This is a genomic window from Jeongeupia sp. USM3, assembly GCF_001808185.1.
GTDB lineage: Bacteria > Pseudomonadota > Gammaproteobacteria > Burkholderiales > Chitinibacteraceae > Jeongeupia.
Window position 1 is genome coordinate 2,790,056 of record NZ_CP017668.1, and the last position, 18,674, is coordinate 2,808,729.

Annotated in this window: 17 protein-coding genes and 1 pseudogene; 8 read left to right on the forward strand and 10 right to left on the reverse strand. The window is 66.6% G+C overall.

Going from position 1 to position 18,674, the window contains the following annotated elements:
- The first annotated feature begins 71 nt into the window (after window positions 1-71).
- The 3 genes from asd to BJP62_RS13220 all read left to right on the forward strand — a co-directional run bounded on the left by asd (window position 72) and on the right by BJP62_RS13220 (window position 2,740).
- On the forward strand, window positions 72-1,178 hold the full coding sequence (asd, locus tag BJP62_RS13210) for an aspartate-semialdehyde dehydrogenase (protein ID WP_205700901.1): 1,107 nt from the start codon (window positions 72-74) through the stop codon (window positions 1,176-1,178).
- A 71-nt stretch (window positions 1,179-1,249) separates the two neighbouring features.
- Window positions 1,250-1,648, forward strand: a complete 399-nt coding sequence (locus BJP62_RS13215; protein WP_070530279.1) for a hypothetical protein — start codon at window positions 1,250-1,252, stop codon at window positions 1,646-1,648.
- A 141-nt stretch (window positions 1,649-1,789) separates the two neighbouring features.
- A complete protein-coding gene (locus tag BJP62_RS13220) occupies window positions 1,790-2,740 on the forward strand; it encodes an IS481 family transposase (protein ID WP_070530281.1) in 951 nt (316 codons plus the stop codon).
- Here the strand turns inward: BJP62_RS13220 and BJP62_RS19280 are convergent.
- From BJP62_RS19280 to BJP62_RS13260, 9 genes and pseudogenes are all read right to left on the reverse strand, one after another.
- A pseudogene (locus tag BJP62_RS19280) lies at window positions 2,737-3,030 on the reverse strand (isochorismatase family protein); the annotation flags it as partial. The gene BJP62_RS13220 and the pseudogene BJP62_RS19280 sit on opposite strands and share 4 nt — an antisense overlap.
- A gap of 18 nt (window positions 3,031-3,048) precedes the next feature.
- Entirely contained in the window at window positions 3,049-3,282 is a 234-nt protein-coding gene (locus BJP62_RS19285) for a hypothetical protein (RefSeq protein ID WP_308417865.1), read from the reverse strand.
- 3 nt (window positions 3,283-3,285) lie between these two features.
- The gene (yaaA, locus tag BJP62_RS13230) at window positions 3,286-4,050 is read right to left on the reverse strand and encodes a peroxide stress protein YaaA (protein WP_070530282.1); all 765 of its coding nucleotides are present in this window, start codon (window positions 4,048-4,050) and stop codon (window positions 3,286-3,288) included.
- Between the two features lie 10 nt (window positions 4,051-4,060).
- Window positions 4,061-4,681, reverse strand: a complete 621-nt coding sequence (locus tag BJP62_RS13235) for a response regulator transcription factor (RefSeq protein WP_070530284.1) — start codon at window positions 4,679-4,681, stop codon at window positions 4,061-4,063.
- Complete coding sequence (locus BJP62_RS13240) at window positions 4,665-6,899, reverse strand: ATP-binding protein (protein ID WP_070530286.1); 2,235 nt, start codon at window positions 6,897-6,899, stop codon at window positions 4,665-4,667. The genes BJP62_RS13235 and BJP62_RS13240 overlap by 17 nt, the downstream gene beginning before the upstream one ends.
- A gap of 1 nt (window position 6,900) precedes the next feature.
- A complete protein-coding gene (locus BJP62_RS13245; protein WP_070530288.1) occupies window positions 6,901-7,896 on the reverse strand; it encodes a 2-hydroxyacid dehydrogenase in 996 nt (331 codons plus the stop codon).
- 287 nt (window positions 7,897-8,183) lie between these two features.
- Window positions 8,184-8,435 (reverse strand): RNA-binding protein, encoded by a 252-nt coding sequence (locus BJP62_RS13250; RefSeq protein ID WP_070530290.1) that lies wholly within the window; start codon window positions 8,433-8,435, stop codon window positions 8,184-8,186.
- Window positions 8,436-8,460: 25 nt separating this feature from the next.
- Entirely contained in the window at window positions 8,461-9,408 is a 948-nt protein-coding gene (locus BJP62_RS13255; RefSeq protein ID WP_070530292.1) for a complex I NDUFA9 subunit family protein, read from the reverse strand.
- Between the two features lie 18 nt (window positions 9,409-9,426).
- Complete coding sequence (locus tag BJP62_RS13260) at window positions 9,427-11,355, reverse strand: lytic transglycosylase domain-containing protein (protein WP_070530294.1); 1,929 nt, start codon at window positions 11,353-11,355, stop codon at window positions 9,427-9,429.
- 290 nt (window positions 11,356-11,645) lie between these two features.
- Here BJP62_RS13260 and BJP62_RS13265 point away from each other — a divergent pair, with 290 nt between their 5' ends.
- Window positions 11,646-12,920, forward strand: coding sequence for an O-acetylhomoserine aminocarboxypropyltransferase/cysteine synthase family protein (locus tag BJP62_RS13265; protein WP_070530295.1), 1,275 nt, complete (start codon window positions 11,646-11,648; stop codon window positions 12,918-12,920).
- Between the two features lie 59 nt (window positions 12,921-12,979).
- On the opposite strand, the gene BJP62_RS13270 is transcribed toward BJP62_RS13265, so the two are convergent.
- Entirely contained in the window at window positions 12,980-13,975 is a 996-nt protein-coding gene (locus BJP62_RS13270) for a YeiH family protein (RefSeq protein WP_070530297.1), read from the reverse strand.
- 256 nt (window positions 13,976-14,231) lie between these two features.
- Between BJP62_RS13270 and BJP62_RS13275 the strand changes: the two genes are divergently transcribed.
- The 4 genes from BJP62_RS13275 to glyS all read left to right on the forward strand — a co-directional run bounded on the left by BJP62_RS13275 (window position 14,232) and on the right by glyS (window position 18,660).
- Window positions 14,232-15,104: a LysR family transcriptional regulator gene (locus tag BJP62_RS13275; protein ID WP_205700902.1), complete on the forward strand. Its 873-nt coding sequence runs from the start codon at window positions 14,232-14,234 to the stop codon at window positions 15,102-15,104.
- Between the two features lie 103 nt (window positions 15,105-15,207).
- Window positions 15,208-16,101, forward strand: a complete 894-nt coding sequence (glyQ, locus tag BJP62_RS13280) for a glycine--tRNA ligase subunit alpha (RefSeq protein ID WP_070530299.1) — start codon at window positions 15,208-15,210, stop codon at window positions 16,099-16,101.
- Window positions 16,102-16,105: 4 nt separating this feature from the next.
- Complete coding sequence (locus BJP62_RS13285) at window positions 16,106-16,579, forward strand: surface-adhesin E family protein (protein ID WP_070530300.1); 474 nt, start codon at window positions 16,106-16,108, stop codon at window positions 16,577-16,579.
- A 5-nt stretch (window positions 16,580-16,584) separates the two neighbouring features.
- Complete coding sequence (gene glyS / locus BJP62_RS13290; RefSeq protein WP_070532724.1) at window positions 16,585-18,660, forward strand: glycine--tRNA ligase subunit beta; 2,076 nt, start codon at window positions 16,585-16,587, stop codon at window positions 18,658-18,660.
- Window positions 18,661-18,674 lie beyond the last annotated feature (14 nt).

Genomic DNA, 18,674 nt, shown 5'->3' on the forward strand with positions numbered 1-18,674 from the left:
TGGCAATCAATCGGGATTTTCACTAAGATCGGAAGCTCGCTCTATCTCACTGTTTTCCTAAGGATTTGATGATGAAACGCGTAGGTCTCGTCGGTTGGCGCGGCATGGTGGGCTCGGTCCTCATGCAGCGGATGCAGGAAGAAAAGGATTTCGACCTGATCGAACCGGTGTTCTTCACTACCTCGCAAGCGGGCAGCGCCGCGCCGAATTTCGGCAAGGACGCCGGTTCGCTCAAGGATGCGAAGAACATCGCCGAACTCTCGGCGATGGACATCATCATTTCCTGCCAGGGCGGCGACTACACGACCGAGGTCTTCCCGCAGCTGCGTGCGGCCGGCTGGAACGGTTACTGGATCGACGCGGCCAGCACGCTGCGGATGGAAGACGACGCGGTCATCATCCTCGACCCGGTCAACCGCGGCGTGATCGACGCGGCATTGTCGCGCGGCGTGAAGAACTACATCGGCGGCAACTGCACCAACTCGATCCTGTTGATGGGCGTCGGTGGCCTGTTCCGCGAAGGGCTGGTCGACTGGGTCAGTTCGATGACCTACCAGGCCGCATCGGGTGGCGGCGCCAACCACATGCGCGAACTGCTGAAGGGCATGGGCGTGGTGTACGGCACCGTGGCCGACGAACTGGCGACGCCGGCTTCGGCGATCCTCGACATCGACCGCAAGGTCGCGCAGGCGATCCGTTCGGACGTGCCGACCGAATTCTTCGGCGCACCGCTCGCCGGCGGTCTGATTCCGTGGATCGACAAGCAGCTCGACAACGGCCAGTCCAAGGAAGAATGGAAGGGCCAGGCCGAGGTCAACAAGATCCTCGGTACCAGCGAAACCGTGCCGGTCGACGGCCTGTGCGTGCGCATCGGCGCGATGCGCTGCCACTCGCTGGCGCTGACGCTCAAGCTCAACAAGGACCTGCCGCTGGCCGAGGTCGAAGCCATCATCAAGTCGGGCAACGACTGGGTGAAGTGGGTGCCGAACGACCGCGACGTTACCGTCAGGGAACTGACGCCGGCGTCGATCACCGGCGGGCTGGAAATCGGCGTCGGCCGCGTCCGCAAGCTCAATATGGGTCCGGAGTACGTCAGCGCCTTCGTGATCGGCGACCAGCTGCTGTGGGGCGCGGCCGAACCGCTGCGCCGGATGCTGCGGATCCTGCTCGGCGAGTAAGCCGCGGCAACGCTAGCCAACGGGACGCACTGCGTCCCGTTTTCATTGGCGAGTCTCGCCTGAGGACAAGCATGAAACAGTGGTTGAACAAGCTGCTCCGGCGCGAGCTCGTCGCCCCGGCGCCGTCGCACTTTCCGCCGACCGAGCTGATGCCGTCACAGCGGCGTGCCAGCGAAGCGGGCAGCCATCCGCTCCGGCATTCGCTGACCTACCGGATCAAGCGCGACGCGCTGATGATCGTCGCCGAAATGAACCGCGGCGCAACGATGGAGAACTGCGAGATGCTGGCACGCCAGCTGGCCTTCGTGCAGAAGGAGCTGATCCAGGCGGCGTATCACGACGAAACGCTGCCGAAGGAACAGCGCGTTGCGCTGGCGAAATACCACGCGCTGAACATCCGCCAGGGGCTGGGCGAGCGCCGGACCCAGCCGATGCGCGGCATCGTCACGCCGGGGGCGAGCCGCGCATAGCGCCGGTTCGGCCGCGGGAAAGCGCCGGCAGCTTCCGGGGCGCTAGCTGTGAAGGTTCAATAGGTTGTTTCGGGTGTTCACCCGGAGAAGTTCTGCGAGACTGGAAATCGCCAAACCCCCAGTCACAGAACAAGACACCGGATGAACACACATAAGGATGCCCGACTGACGTATCTGCGTCGCCTGGAAATGGTTCAGGACATCACCGAGCATGGTTTGTCGACCGCGGCGGCGGCGGCACGCCATGGCGTAAGCGCGGTCACCACCCGCAAGTGGCTGGGCCGCTATCTGGTCGGCGGCGCGGCTGCCTTGCTCGACAAATCCTCGCGTCCCGAGCGCTCGCCACGTGCCATTGCGCCCAGCGTTGCCCTGACGATCATCGAATTGCGTCGCAAGCTGTTCCTGCAGGCTCGCATCGCAAGCTATATCGGCGTGTCCAAAGCAACCGTCAGTCGCGTGCTGCGACACGCAGGGCTATCGCGGTTAAGCGACCTGCAGCCCGCAGAGCCTGTGCAGCGCTACGAGCGCGAAACGCCCGGCGAACTGCTGCACGTCGACATCAAGAAGCTCGCCCGCTTCGAGCAGGTCGGCCATCGCATCACCGGCGATCGTCGCCAGAACAGCCGAAACAGCGGCTGGGAATATCTGTTCGTGGCGATCGACGACCATAGTCGCATCGCCTTCACCCGACTCTACCCCGACGAGCGCCGCGCCAGCGCCATCGACTTCCTGCGTGCGGCCAACGACTACTTCAAAACGCTGGGCGTACCGCTCCAGCGCCTGATCACCGATAACGGGCCCGCCTTCCGCTCCCATGACTTCGGCCGCGTTTGCGTTGAACTGGGCATTAAGCAGAGGTTCACCCGCGCCTACCGACCGCAAACCAACGGCAAGGCCGAGCGCTTCATCCAGTCCGCGCTGCGCGAATGGGCCTACGGCCAAACCTATCAACACTCGGATGAGCGCGGCGCAGTCCTGAGGTATTGGAATCATTATTACAACTGGCACCGTCCGCATCACGGCATCGGCTGCCACGTGCCCATGTCCCGTCTCTCAGCAACGAAAAACAACGTCTTGACTCTTCACAGCTAGCCGGCGACCGTCGCCGTCTCGACGACGTGGCCGATGCGCGGGAAGATGTGCTTGACCGTTGCGTCATGCGCTTCCTGGCTGCCGGCCTTCATCGCATCGGCGACGAAATACTGCGCGTAGCCGAGCTCGTACGCCTGCCTTGCGGTCGATTCGACGCCGATATTGGTTGCGATGCCGGCAAGCACGATCGTGTCGATGCCGCGTCGCCGCAGCTGCAGGTCGAGGTCGGTACCGAAGAACGCGCCCCACTGGCGCTTGGTGACGGTGTAGTCGCGGTCGCCGACCCCGAGCGCTTCGACGAAGCGGCCCTAGTCCGGCGGGCGTAGCCCTGGCGCCGCCGGCGTGTCGCACGGTGGCGCAAGCGCATCGCGGCCGTCGTGGAAGTCGACGTTGACGAAGGCGATGAAGCCGTCATGATCGCGGAAGCGCTTGACCAGCCGGGCTGCCCGTTCGACGACGGCATTGCCGTCGAAGGCGCGGACGATGCCGCATTGCAGGTCGATCAGCACCAGCGCGGTGCGCCCGAAGTCGAGATCGAGCATGGCCTACTCCGCAAGCTGGCGCCGGAACACCCAGCGCTGCGCATCGCTGGCGCCGGGCGCGAAGGCGTAGCCGTCGAGGTCGAAGCCCTGCAGCGCTTCGGGCTGGCGGATGCGGTTGAGCGCGGCGTAGCGGACCATCAGCCCGCGGGCACGCTTGGCGTAGAAGCTGATGATCTTGTAGCGGCCGCCCTTGAAGTCCTCGAACACCGGCGTAACGAGCTTCGCCGCCAGCTTCTTCGGCTTGACCGACTTGAAGTATTCGTCGCTGGCGAGGTTGACGAGCGTGCCGGCGCCAACGTCGTTGACGGCGTCGGTGATCGTGTCGCCCCAGTGCGCGTACAGATTGGTGCCGGCCGGATTGGCGAGCCGCGTGCCCATCTCGAGCCGGTAGGGCTGGATCAGGTCGAACGGCTTGAGCAGCCCGTACAGCCCCGAGAGGATGCGCAGGTGCTGGCCGAGGTAGTCGAACGCATCGCGTCCGAGGCCGTAGGCGTTCAGCCCTTCATAGACGTCGCCCTTGAACGCGAATACCGCCGGCCGCGCGTTGTCCGGCGTGAACGGCGGCTGCCAGCCCTGGTAACGGCCGGCGTTGAGCACGGCGAGTTCGTCCGAGATCGACATCAGCTGCGACAGCTCGGCCGGCGACTTCTGCCGCAGCACGTCGATCAGCGTGGCGCTGCGGTCGAGGAAATCCGGCTCGCTGTGGCGCCGCGTCGGCAAGGCGGTGGCGTAGTCCAGCGTCTTGGCCGGTGAAATCAGCATCAGCACTACGCGTTCCTCATTCGCCGATCTTGGCGTCGCGCAGCAGCGCAGCCAGTTCCATCGCGGTCTTGACGTGCATTTTCTCGAGGATGCGCGCGCGGTGGACCTCGACGGTCTTCATCGAAATCGAGAGATCGTCGGCGATCTGCTTGTTGAGCCGGCCGGTGAGGATCAGCTTCATCACCTCGCGTTCGCGCGGGGTCAGCGACTCGAGCCTTGCCTCGACGGCGTTCTTCACCTGCCATTGCGTGCGCTTGAGCGCGTCGGCGGCGATCGAGCGTTCGACCAGGTCGACGATGTCGTTGTCGTTGAACGGCTTCTCGATGAAGTCGGTTGCGCCGTCCTTGAGCGCGCCGACCGCCATCGGCACGTCGCCGTGGCCGGTCAGGAACACCACCGGCGGCAGGTAGGGAAACTCGCGCAGTTTCTGGAACAGCTCGAGGCCGCTCATGCCGGGCATCCGCACGTCGAGCAGCAGGCAGCTGAAGCGGTCCGGCGTGTAGTCGGCCAGCAGTGCCTCGGCGTTCGGGAAGGGCTGGACGTCGTGGTTGCGGGTCGAGAACAGCCAGGCGAGCGCGTCGCGCAGGGCGTCGTCGTCGTCGACGATGGCAATGCGGCGGTTAGGGTTCGATGGCATCGGGTTCCTCGCTGAACGGTACGGTAAAGATGAAGCGGCTGCCGCCGCCGGGATTGGCTTCGACCCACATCCGGCCCTGATGGTGCTCGATGATCGAGCGGCAGATATTCAGCCCCATGCCCATGCCGGTGTCCTTGGTCGTAAAGAACGGTTTGAACAGTTGCTCGAGCTGCTCGGGCGACAGCCCCGGGCCGCGGTCGGCGATCGTCACGCGCAGGTAGTCGCCGTCGCGGCCGAGCGAGATCGCCAGCGCGCGCCGCGCCGGCGGCGTCGTGTCCATTGCTTCGAGCGCGTTCTTGATCAAATTAAAGATCACCTGCTCGAGCATTACCGGGTCGGCGTACAGCGACGGCAGGTCGGGCGACTGCTGCAGCGAGACGTCGGCGTCGCGGCGGACGATCTCGTGGCCCAGCAGGTCGAGCACCGTGTCGAGCAGCGTGCCGATCTCGCAGCGCTTGCGCGACGGCGCCCGGCGCTGCACGAACTCGCGGATGCCGCGGATGATCTGCCCGGCGCGCTTGGCCTGCTCGGCCATCTTGTCGAGCGCCTGCGCCAGCTGCTTGAGGTTGGGGTCGGGGCTGCCGAGGATGTTGCGGCAGCCCGAGGCGTAGCTGGCGATCGCGCCGAGCGGCTGGTTGAGTTCGTGCGCGAGGCTCGACGCCATCTCGCCCATGCTGATCAGCCTGGCGGTCTGCTGCAGCGTCTCGTTCTGGCGCCGTTCGCGCTCGGCGGCAGTCTTCAGCGCGGTGATGTCGGTGGCGATCTCGAGCCAGACCGCCGAGCCGTCGACCCAGACGCTCTGGCGGCTCTTGATCTGGTACCAGCGTTTGCTGAACGGGTCGTACCACTCGGCATCGACCGGGGGCTCGGTGCGGCGCTTGACGAATGGGACGATGCAGCAGCGGCCGCGCCAGTCCGGCAGGCCGAAGGCGCGGTCGAACTGCAGGTTGGACATCAGCAGCTCGCCGGTCTCGGTGTCCGAAACGGCAACCGCGGCGTCGAGGCCGTTGAGCACGGTGACGAAGCGCTCGTGCGACGCCTGCAGCGCCTTGCGTTCGCGCCGCAGCTCGGTGATGTCGTACATCGCGTTCATCCAGCCGATGTGCCGGCCGTCGCCGTCGATCAGCTTCGATGCGTAAAGCCGGACGTCGAAACGCTCGCCGCTCTTTTTCATGAAGCGGACCGAAAAGCCGTTCGGGTCGAGCCGGCCGGCGAGGATCGCATCCGACGCCGCCTGGCAGCGCTCGATCTCCTCCGGCGGCCAGTACGGCAACGGCGGGCGCAGGCCGATCAGCGCCTCGCTCGAGAAGCCGGTCATCTCGGTGTACGCGCGGTTGACGTGCAGCACCCGGCCTTCGAGGTCGGTCGCGCGCAGGCCGGTGACCAGCGAGTTCTCCATCGCCAGCCGCAGCGCGGTCTCGCTGCGCAGCCGCACTTCGATGGCTTCGCGTTTGCGGATGTGCCGGCGCAGCGCCCAGGTCGATGCGAGCATGGCGCCGGCGAGTATGAACAGCAGCCACGGCAGCAGATCGGCGAGCAGTGTCCGCGGCGTGCCGTAGGGCCGCGCGACGAGGGTCAGCGCCAGCGGCGGCTTGTCGAGTCTGACCGTGTAGGCCTTGTCGCCCGGGTCGTACTGGCGCTGGTATTTCGACGCGAGCACCCTGCCGTCGGGGCCGAGCAGGCTCACCTGGTAACGCTGGCCCAGCCACCACGGCACCTGGTGCTGCAGCAGCACGTCGAGCGCGATCGTCGCGACGACGAAATTGCCGTGATCGGGGGTTTCGGTCGTGTAGGTGACAATGGGCTGGCCGTCGATGGTCTGCAGCTCGCCCCAGCCAGTCTTGCCGTCGAAGGGCTGGGTATGCCGGGCCTGCGGTGCGGTCCAGCGCGCACGCGGGCCGCCGCTGTGCAGCGCCAGGCCGATGATTTCGGGATTGGTCTGGATCAGCGTCAGCACCCGGGCCTGGAAGGCCGGCGCGGTGTAGTCCTGGCCGGGCAGCGTTGCCGCGAGCGCAAGCAGCGCCTCGCGGTTGGCCTCGGCCTGCTGTTCGATCGCCTGCTTCTGCCACAGCATGTCCTGCTCGAGCTGGGCGGTGCGCAGCGTCTCGGTTTCGCCGCGCGTCACCAGCAGGAAGCCGGCGAACAGCAGCGCGAACAGTGCGGCAATCAGCCCCGGCAGCGGCTGCAGCCAGCGGGCCGGGGCGTGCGGGAGACGCACGTCAGGCGCTGACCGCGTTGGCGAGCGGCAGGCCCTTGGCGAACGCGTCGAGGTTCTCGAACACGGTGTCGGCGATGTTGGTCAGCGCCTCGTGGGTCAGATAGCCCTGGTGCGAGGTGATCACGACGTTCGGGAAGGTCATCAGCCGTGCCAGCACGTCGTCCTGCAGCGCGGTGCCCGACAGGTCTTCGAAGAACACGCCTTCCTCGTACTCGTAGACGTCGAGGCCGACGCCGCCGATCTGGCCGCTCTTGAGCGCGCCGACCAGCGCCGCGCTGTCGATCAGCCCTCCGCGACTGGTGTTGATGATCACCGCGCCGCGCTTCATCGTCGAAAGCGAGGCGGCACTGATCAGGTGGCGGGTTTCCGGAAACAGCGGTACGTGCAGCGACACGACGTCCGATTCGCTCAGCAGCGTCTCGAGCGGAACGAAGGTGCAACCGAGCTCGGCGGCGTGCTTGGTGTCGGGCGAGCGGTCGAACGCGAGCACGCGCATGCCGAAGCCGTTGGCGATCTTCATCGCCGCCTGGCCGATCTTGCCGGCGCCGACGACGCCGAACGTCCGGCCGTGCAGGTTGAAGCCTTCCAGCCCTTCGAGCGAGAAGTTGCCGTCGCGGACCCGGGTGTAGGCGCGGTGGGTCTTGCGCACCAGCGTCAGCAGCAGCGCGAACAGGTGCTCGGCGACCGCTTCGGGCGAGTACGCCGGAACCCGGGTCACGGTGATGCCGAGCTGCCTGGCGGCATCGAGATCGACGCCGTTGAAGCCGGCACAACGCAGCGCGACGTGCTTGACGCCGAGCAGCGCCAGCGCGTTCAGCGTCGACGCATCGAGCGTGTCGTTGACGAAGGGGCAGACGGCGTCGAAGCCCGCGGCGAGCGGGACGGTATTGCGGTTGAGCCGGTCGCCGAAGTAGACCAGCTCGTGGCCGTAGCGGGCATTGGCCGCGTTCAGCGAGGTTTCATCGTAACGTTTGCTGTCGAATACCGCGATCCGCATCTCTGGGTCCGTGTGAGTCTTAGAGCCTGTTCAAAGTCTTTTCGCGTCAGCGTTCGGGGTAGTGCCGGGGGCGGGCAAGGCGCGAGCCGCGCCGCGGTACAGGTACCGCAAGCGGTTTGCAACGCCGCACGCTGCCGGCAATGCCCCGAACCCGAAGGGCCGGGCCGGAAAAAGGTCATCCACTGCGTTGTACTCCTTGCCAATAACCGGTTATTGCCCGCATCGCACGCCTTGTGCCTGACCTTTTTCCGGCCCGGCGCTGACGTGAAAAGACATTGAACAGGTTCTTACTGGCCGAACGGGTTGTAGCTGGCGTTGAGCTCGCGGCCGTTCCAGAAATGGCCGTTGAGTTTCTGCACCAGCACTTCGGCTGCTGCACTGCTGCAGGCGATCGTTACCGATGCCGCCAGCTTCTCGCCAAGGCCTTCGGCGATCGTCACGTCACTGACCTCGGCGCTCATGCCCAGATCGGTGAACAGTGTGCGCACGTCGTCGGCGCTGGTTTCGGGCGGCAGGTTGCCGATCAGGATCGCAGTCATTGCGGGGCTCCTACAATCAGGGATTTTACGGGGATGGCGGGGGCGAGCGCTTGTGGCTCACCGCCTCCTGGCGATAGCGGTCGTCGGCATGGTCCGGCGAGAGGTAGTGCGGTGCCACGGTCTCGAGCGCGGTCGGGTCCCAGCCTAACACGGCCGGAAAGCCGTCGGACCAGACATTATCAATTTTCATCGAGTCGAGATTGTCGTGGCTCAAAGGCGGCTTGGGCAGCAGGGCCATCAGGCTGGCCTCGATGCGGGCGACGGCGTCGGGCAGCGGCAGTACCGGGCGCGGATGGCCGGACCACTGGCCGGCAAGGCGAACGAGCTCGGACAGCGTATAGACCCTGGGGCCGACCAGGGGCAGGCGCAGGCCGATCAGCGCGTCGCGCTCGAGCGCAGTGGCGAAGGCGCGGCTGACGTCCTCGACCCAGACCGGCTGGAAGCGCACGTCGGCGCCGGCGAGCGGCATCAGCGGCAGGCGGTGCTGCAGCCGGGCGAACAGGTTGAGGAAGTGGTCGTCGCGGCCGAAGACGACCGACGGCCGGAAGATCGTCCAGGCCAGCTTGCTGGCGGCGACCTTTTCCTCTGCGCGCCCCTTGCTGCGCTGGTACATCGACGGCGCGGCGATGCCGGCGCCGAGCGCGCTCATGTGCAGGTAGCGGCGCACGCCGGCGGCTTCGCACGCGGCGAGGAGCTTCTCGGTCAGCGCCACGTGGGCGTGCTCGAAATGTTCGGCGTCGCCCTGCAGGATGCCGACGAGGTTGATCACCGCGTCCTGGCCGCGGACGAGCTCGGCCAGCGTGGCCGGGTCGTGGACGTCGGCCTCGACCAGTTCGAGCAGCGGCAGTACCAGGAGGTCGACGTGCTGTTCGCGGTGCCGGGTCGGCAGCGTCAGCGCATGGCCTGCGCCGGAAAGCCGGGCGGCCAGGCTGCTGCCGATGAAGCCTGTGCCACCGAGAACGAGGATTTGCATGCTGGACCTCACTGAACCTCAGTTACCGTCTCCGCCGTCGGCGCCGCCGAGCGAGTTGTCCTGGGGCGGCGTGACGAGCTTGCCGGGAATGGCGGCGAGGCGCTGGTGCAAGGTGGTGTTCGAGCCGAAACTCGCACCGTAGTGCTGCGCGTTGGCGAGCACCTTTTTCACGTAGTTGCGCGTCTCGTCGAAGGGGATCGTTTCAATATAGATCGCCGCGTCGAGTGCGTCGTTGTTCTGCCAGTTGCGCGCCCGACCGGGGCCGGCGTTGTAGCCGGCGGTGACCAGGACCGGGTGCTCGTCGAGGCGGTCGAGCAGGTAGCGCAGGTAGAAGGTGCCCATGCTGACGTTGGTCGAGATGTCGGTGACCTCGGACAGGTCGAAGCGCTTGCGGCCCATCTTGCCGGCGACCCACTTGGCCGTGGCCGGCATCAGCTGCATCAGTCCGGCGGCGCCGGCGCTCGAGCGGATGTCGGGGACGAAGCGGCTTTCCTGGCGGATCAGCCCGTAGACCCAGGCCGGGTCGAGGCCCTGATCCTGCGCGGCCTGGGTGACGACATTGCGCCACGGGTAGGGGTAGCGCAGGGTCGGGTCCGACAGCGGCTTGAGCCGCTCGGCGGTATCGATCGAGCGGTCGTACAGGCCGCGGGCGTCGGCGAGCGTCGCCGCGGCGAGCATCTGGCCGTCGTTCATGCCCCTGAGTGCCCACGCCCACTCGCGTGCGCCTTCGACGCGCCAGTTCTGCGCGTACAGCGCCAGCGCGCGGCGGATGCCGGGCACCTGCTCGATCGTCCGCTGCTCGGTTGCGTCGGCACGCCGGTGCTGCGGTTTCTCGCTGGCGACCGGGCCGATTTCCTCGCGGGCGAGCAGCGCGTAGAAGTCGTCGCCGTCGGTCAGCCCGAGCAGCAGCGGCTGTGCCTCGGCGCCGCGACCCTGGGCCCTGAGCGCTTCGGCTTTCCAGTAGCGCCAGACCGACAGCTGCAGGTCGTCGGCCGGCATCGCGTCGATCCGGGCAAGCACTGTCTTGAAGTCGCGCACGCGCAGCGCCGCGCGCACCGCCCAGAAGCGCCCGGCTTCGTCGAGGCCGGCCATGCCGCCGCGCTCGAACCAGGCGCTGGCGTTGTCGTTGTGGTTCTTGGCGGCGATCAGCCCGAGCTGCTGCCAGCCGTAGCGCTGGTCGGCCGCCGGCCAGTTGATCGACGCCGACTGGAACAGTTGTGCGGCGCGGTCGGCGTCCTTGCGCGCCAGCCGCTGCATTGCATAGAGCTGCATTTCGCGCGCAGCGCGGCCGTCGGCCGCCGCGTCGAAGACCTTGTCCGGCGTGTTGGCGGCGCGGGCGAGTGATTTGGCGGTCAGCTCGGCCGGAAAGCCGACGCGCGCGCCGAGCTGGCGGGCGAGGTCGCTGCGGTTGGCATTCAGCGCCATCCGGATGCGCGTCCACGCGTCGTCCTGCGTCAGCACGTTGCGGGTGAACAAGGTGTCGAAGACCGGGTTGCACGCATCGGCGAGCGGCCTGGCGCTGAACCACAGCGGCCTGGCCTGCGCCAGCGCGCCGGTGTCGTTGCGCAGCGCGGCCGATTGCGCGGCGTAGCACTTGAGTTCGGCGCTCGGGCTGTCGAGCTTCGGGTATTCGGTGTCGTATGACACCCAGTCCTGACGCTTGCCGAGCTCCTTGAGCCAGTCGGCGCGCAGCCGTTCGGCGATCGGCGTGCCGTCGTAGCGCGCGAGGAAGGGCGCGACGTCCGCCTCGGTCAGCGTATTGATCTGCGCCGACAGCAGGTAGTAGCGCGGGTACATCTCGAGCACGTCGCCGTTGGCGTTCTGCGCGAGCTGGTTCAGCGTCGCCAGATCGCGCGAGCGGGCGGCTTCGCGCAACTGGGTCAGGTCGATCTGGGCTTGGGCGCACAGGCTGGCGCCGAGGGTGATCAGGGCAAGGAGCGATTTCATCATGGCTCAACCGGCAAAGGGGCGAAAACGGGGGCGCCGGCGCACGCAGCGGCGGCGCGGCAGAGTGGTCCGATTCTAATCCAAGCCCGTTACGGGCTGACGTGAATTGTCATATTGCGATCTTGGCCGACGGTGGCGGCTTCGGGCACCGTCGTCAGCTTGACCTGGATCAAGCGGAATAAAAACAGCGCTCAATCGGTATGAACGGTTATATGCCGGCGGTGCTAGATTCGTCCCGATGCTGCCCGGCCGCGGTGGCCGCAGCCCTCGTTCACCCGGGAGTTTTCCGCATGCGCTTCGATACCCTGGCCATTCATGCCGGTTATAGCCCTGATCCGACCACCAAGGCGGTGGCGGTGCCGATCTACCAGACGAGCAGCTACGCCTTCGACGACACCCAGCATGCGGCCGACCTGTTCGACCTCAAGGTCGCCGGCAACATCTACACGCGGATCATGAATCCGACCACCGACGTACTCGAGAAGCGCGTCGCGGCGCTCGAAGGCGGCATCGGCGGGCTGGCGCTGGCGTCGGGGCAGGCGGCGATCACCTATTCGATCCTGACCATCGCCGAGGCCGGCGACAACATCATCTCGATCTCGACACTGTACGGCGGCACCTACAACCTGTTCGCGCACACCCTGCCGCAGTACGGCATCGAAACGCGCTTCGTCGATTACCGCGATCCGGCCGCCGCCGCCGCGCGGATCGACGCCAGGACCAAGGCGATCTACGTCGAGTCGATCGGCAATCCGCTCGGCAACGTCGTCGACTTCGCGGCGTTTGCCGAGGTCGCCCACGCGCACGGCATTCCGCTGATCGTCGACAACACGGTGCCGACGCCGTACATCACCCGGCCGTTCGAGCACGGCGCCGACATCGTCGTGCATTCATTGACCAAATACATCGGCGGCCACGGCAACAGCATCGGCGGCATCATCGTCGACTCGGGCAAATTCCCGTGGGCCGAGCACAAGCAGCGCTTCCGCCGGCTGAACGAGCCCGACGTCAGCTATCACGGTGTCGTCTATACCGAGGCGCTCGGCGACGCCGCCTACATCGGCCGTGCCCGCGTCGTGCCGCTGCGCAATACCGGCGCGGCGATCTCGCCGTTCAACGCCTTCCTGATCCTGCAGGGACTGGAAACGCTGGCGCTGCGGATCGAGCGCCACAGCGACAATGCGCTCAAGGTCGCCGAATACCTGCAGGGCCATCGCGCGGTCGAATGGGTCAACTACGCCGGCCTGCCGGGGCATGAGTCGCACGCGCTGGTGCAGAAGTACTTTGATGGCCGGGCGTCGGGGCTGCTGACTTTCGGCGTCAAGGGTGGCCGCGAAGCCGGCGCGCGCTTCCAGGACGCGCTGAAGCTGGTGACGCGCCTGGTCAACATCGGCGACGCCAAGTCGCTGGCGTGCCATCCGGCATCGACGACGCACCGGCAGTTGTCGCCCGAGGAGCTGAAGAAGGCAGGCGTCAGCGAGGAAACGGTGCGGCTGTCGATCGGCATCGAGCATATCGACGACATCATCGACGACCTCGAACAGGCGCTGGCCGCCGCGGCGTGATCCGTCACTGAAGATGAAAAAGCGGCCCGCGGGCCGCTTTTTTCTTGCTGGATCGGCGTTTACAGCTGGCCCATCAGGTGCTGAACGACGAGGCTGCTGCTCGCGACACAGATCCACACGCCGAGCCCGAGCAGGATGGGGCGGAAGCCGGTGCCGCGCATCTGGCCGAGGTTGGACGACAGGCCGATCGCAGTCAGCGCGACGACAATCAGGAACTGCGCGATATGGTGAGCGTACGGGAAGACCGCCGCCGGAATCAGCCCGAAGGTGCTGGCGAGCGAGGCGACGACGAACCACAGGATGAACCACGGGAAGATGCGCTTGAGGCTGAAGTTGCCGCTGCCGGCCTTGTGGTTCTGGTGCGCCACGATAAGCGCCATGACGAGGCAGACCGGGATGATCAGCGTGGCGCGGGTCAGCTTGACGATGGTCGCGTACTGGCCGGCGAGCTGGCTGTAGCTGTAGCCGGCGGCGACGACCGACGACGTGTCGTTGATCGCGGTACCGGCCCACAGGCCGAAGCCCTTGTCCGACAGGCCGAGCAGGTGGCCGAGCAGCGGGAACAGCAGCACGGCGACAAGGTTGAACAGGAAGATCGTCGAGATCGAGAACGCCGTTTCGTGGTCGTCCGGCTTGATGATCGGCGTGACCGCGGCGATCGCCGAGCCGCCGCAGATCGCCGTGCCGACGCCGATCAGCACCTTGAGCTTGTCCGGCACGCCGAGCAGCTTGCCGAGCACGATGGCCGAAACGAAGGCCGTGGCGACGGTGACCAGCGTGACCTCGAGCGACTGCATCCCGGTATGCGCGACCTGGGTGAAGTTGAGGCCGACGCCGAGCGCGATGATCGACCACTGCAGGATCTGCTTGCCGGCAAAGCCGATGCCGGGGCGGAAACGCTCGCCCGGGTGGAACAGGTTGTTGACCGCGAGGCCGAGGACGATGCCGATCACCGGGCCGCCGACCAGCGGGAAGGCTTCGCCGAGCAGTGCGGCGACGGTGGCCAGCGCCAGTGCGAGCAGCAGGCCGCGGCTGTGGGTTTGAACGGTGTGCATGGTGCCATCCTTGACCGAAAGCTGTCTGGCTGACGGTTGTTATTGCTGATGGCGATAACTATGTTCTTTATGGTTATATGTGTAAAAACGGTTATATGACGATATTTAATTGGTAAAACCGATTTATCCGGCGCCATGCGCCGCAAACCCAGCGCCGGCGCGGCTTGCCGTGCCGGTAGCGCGAACGGCGTCGGCCGGCGTGATGGCCGCTTCGGTGTTTTTACCGGTGTTGTGTCGATGAATCGGGGAGGAAGAAATGATCCGGCTGACCTTGCGCGAGCTTGAAGTGTTCGTGACCACCGCGCAGCAGGGCGGCATTACCGCCGCCGGCACCGAGCTGGGCTTGTCGCAGTCGGCGGCCAGCGGCGCGCTGGCCGAGCTCGAGCGCCGGCTCGACGTCACCGTATTCGACCGGATCGGCCGGCGGGTGCAGTTGAACGAACACGGCCGCTGGCTGCTGCCGCAGGCCGAAGCGCTGCTGGCGCAGGCGCGCGAGATCGAGGCGCGCTTTCGCGGCGATGCGCCGGCGCGGCTGCGGCTGGCAGCGAGTTCGACGATCGGCAACCGCGTGCTGCCCGAACTGCTGGGCGTGCTGCTGGCCGAAGACCCGGACAGCCGCGCCGAGATCGCCATCGGCAACAGCCATGATGCGATCGCCGCCGTCGCCGACTACCGCGCCGACCTCGGCCTGATCGAAGGGATCAGCCACGATGCGCGCGTGATCGCCGAGCCGTGGCTGGCCGACGAGCTCGTCGTCGTCGCGGCGCCTGCGCACCCGTGGGCCGCAGCGCCGCTGACGCAGGCGATGCTGCAGGATGCGCAATGGGTGCTGCGCGAACAGGGCTCGGGAACGCGCGAGGTGCTCGAGGCCGCGCTGGCGCCGCTGGTCGGCAGCCCGAAGGTCGCGCTCGAACTTGGTACCAGCGAGGCGGTCAAGGGCGCGGTGCGCGCCGGGCTGGGGTTGGCCTGCCTGTCACGCCGCACCGTCGCGACCGAGCTGGCGCGCGGCGAACTGATCGCACTGGCGGCGCCATCGCTCGACCTGACGCGGTGCTTTTACCTGATCCATGCCCGCGACAAGGTGCTGACGCAAGGTGCCCAGCGCTTCCTGACGCTGTGCAAGGCATAACTGACGCGCGAGCGGCAGGCGGCCGACTCGCCGGCCACGGGCAAAAGCAAGTAGAATCAGCAGGTTTCAGAACCGGAAACCGGACCATCCGGCCAAGACCGACATGCTGACCTTCCAGGACATCCTTCTCAAGCTGCAGACCTACTGGGCAAGCCAGGGCTGCGCGCTGCTGCAACCGTACGACCTCGAAGTCGGCGCGGGCACCTTCCACACCGCGACCTTCCTGCGCTCGCTCGGCCCCGAGCCGTGGAACGCCGCCTACGTGCAGCCGTCGCGCCGCCCCAAGGACGGCCGCTACGGCGAGAACCCGAACCGGCTGCAGCACTACTACCAGTTCCAGGTCGCGCTCAAGCCGAACCCGGACAACATCCTCGACCTCTACCTCGGTTCGCTGAAGGAACTCGGCATCGACCCGACGGTGCACGACATCCGCTTCGTCGAGGACGACTGGGAAAGCCCGACGCTGGGCGCCTGGGGGCTGGGGTGGGAAGTGTGGCTGAACGGCATGGAAGTCACCCAGTTCACCTATTTCCAGCAGGTCGGCGGCCTCGACTGCAAGCCGGTGCTCGGCGAGATCACCTACGGTGTCGAACGGCTGGCGATGTATCTGCAGGGCGTCGAGAACGTCTACGACCTCGTCTGGACCGTCTACCCGAACGGCCAGAAGGTCACCTACGGCGACATCTACCACCAGAACGAGGTCGAGCAGTCGACGTACAACTTCGAGCACGCCAACGTCGAGCTGCTGTTCAGGCTGTTCAACGATTTCGAAGGCGAGGCACAGCGGCTGATCGAAGCCGGCCTGCCGCTGCCGGGCTACGAGATGGTGATGAAGTGCTCGCACACTTTCAACCTGCTCGACGCCCGCGGCGCGATCTCGGTGACCGAGCGTGCCGCCTACATCGGCCGCGTCCGCAACCTGTCGCGCATGGTCGCGCAGGCGTATTACGACAGCCGCGAAGCCCTCGGCTTCCCGATGTGCAACCCGGCAGCCTGATGCAATGAAGGCGCTCGCGCTGTGCCTGCCCCTGCTGCTCGCTGCCTGCGGCGACTTCGAGGACGGCACGCGCGGGCCGCAACCGGTGCCGGGTACGAGCGCCGACTGGCGCAACTACGGTGAGCCCGACGGCATGAAGGTCGACGTCGACGTCAATTCGATCTCGCACCGCGACCGCGCCGGCAGCAGCGACTACACCTATGTGTGGATGCGCCAGACCTTCGCCGAAGACCAGATCGACGGCGAATCGAAAGGGCGCTACCGGATCAAGTACGCACGCCAGGCGATCGACTGCCCGAGCGCTCGGATGGCCGGGATCGCCGTGTCGCTGCGCACGCTCGACGGCGACGAGATCGCCCGCTACGACGTCCCCGGCTACCAGTGGGAGTTCGCCGCTCCCGAACCCGACAGCTACGGCGCCGATTTCGTGCGCCAGGTCTGCAAGATCATGGCCGACAAGGCCCAGAACAAAGAGTGATCGTCATGTCCGATACCCCGTCCAGCAAGACCCTGTTGATCGAACTGTTTACCGAAGAGCTGCCGCCGAAGGCGCTCAAGAAGCTGGGCGACGCGTTCGCCCGGTCGATTTTCGACGAACTCGCCAAGCTCGGCTTCGTCGCCAGGGACGGTGATTGCCACCCGTTCGCCAGCCCGCGCCGGCTGGCGGTGACGATTCCCGCCGTGCTTGCGGTCCAGCCCGAGCAGCAGATCGAACGCCGCGGCCCGGCCGTCGCCTCGGGCTACAAGGACGGATCGCCGACGCCGGCGCTGGCCGGTTTCGCCCGCTCGTGCGGTGTCGAGATTGCTGCGCTAGAGCAGGGCTCGGACGGCAAGCAGGACGTGTTCATCTTCCGCAGCACCAAGGCCGGTGAAACGCTGGCCAGCGTGCTGTCGGGGCTGATCGAAGCCGCACTGAAGAAGCTGCCCGCGCCGAAAATGATGCGCTGGGGCGACCGCGATGGCCAGTTCATCCGCCCGGTGCACGGCCTCGTCGCGCTGCACGGCGCGGACGTGGTGCCGGCCAAGGTGCTGCACCTCGAGTCGGGTCGCGTCAGCCAGGGGCACCGTTTCCTGTCGCAGGGCGCGGTCGAGTTCGGTCACGCCGACGACTACGCGAAGAAGATGTACGAGGAAGGCAAGGTGGTCGCCAGCTTCGCCGCACGTCACGAGCTGGTCGTCGACCGCCTCAAGGCCGCCGCCGCGAAACTCAATGCGACCATCGCCGCCGACGACGCGCTGTTTGACGAAGTGACCGCGCTGGTCGAATGGCCGGTGGTGCTCGAGGCCGGCTTCGAGGCCGAATTCCTCAAGGTGCCGCAGGAATGCCTGATCCTGACGATGCAGCAGAACCAGAAGTACTTCCCGCTGCTCGACCAGGCCGGCAAGCTGATGAACCGCTTCCTGCTGGTGTCCAACCTCGAAGCGGCCGACCCGAGCCACATCATCACCGGCAACGAGCGCGTGCTGCGCGCACGGCTGTCGGACGCACAGTTCTTCTACGCGCAGGACCAGAAGAAGAAACTCGAATCGCGCGTCGAAGGACTGCGCAGCGTCGTCTACCACAACAAGATCGGCACCCAGTACGAGCGCGTCGAACGCCTCGTCAAGCTCGCCGGCGAAATCGGCCCGGCGCTCGGTGCGCAGCGCGCCGATTGCGAACGCGCGGCGAAACTGGCCAAGGCCGACCTCGTGTCGGACATGGTCGGCGAGTTCCCGGAACTGCAGGGCACGATGGGTCGCTACTACGCGCAGATCGACGGCGAGAACGCCGCGGTGTTTGAGGCGATCGAACAGCACTACCGCCCGCGCTTCGCCGGTGACGCGCTGCCGGAAGGCCCGGTGGCGCAGGCCGTTGCGCTGGCCGACAAGCTCGAAGCCATCGTCGGCATCTACGGCATCGGCCTGATCCCGACCGGCGACAAGGATCCGTTCGCGCTGCGCCGCGCCGCGCTCGGCGTACTGCGCCAGCTGCTGGTGCTGCCGCTCGACCTGAAGTCGCTGCTGACCGCGACCGCTGCGGCGTTCCCCAACGGCGTGATCAAGGATGGCACGGTCGCCGGCGTGCAGGGCTTCATGCTCGACCGGCTGAAGAATTTCCTCGCCGCCGATTATCCGGCCGCCGACATCGACGCGGTGCTGGCGCTGAATCCGGAGCGCTTCGACGACGTGGTCAAGCGCCTCGATGCGGTCGCCGCGTTCAAGGCGCTGCCGGAATCGGCTGCACTGGCGGCGGCGAACAAGCGCATCCGCAACATCCTCAAGAAGGTCGACACCGCGCTGCCGGCACTGAGCCCGGCACTGTTCGACAGCGAGGCCGAAAAGGCGCTGTTTGCCGCCTTCGAAGCGGTCGCGCCGCAGGCCGAGGCTGCGCTGGCCAGGCAGGACTTCACCGGTGCGCTGACGACGCTGGCCGCGCTGAAGACGCCGGTCGATACGTTCTTCGACGGCGTGATGGTGATGGCCGACGACCTTGCGGTGCGCGGCAACCGTCTGGCGCTGCTCGCGGCGCTGGCCGGGCTGATGAACCGCGTCGCGGAGCTGTCGCAGCTTGCCGATTAAGCGCCGATTGAACA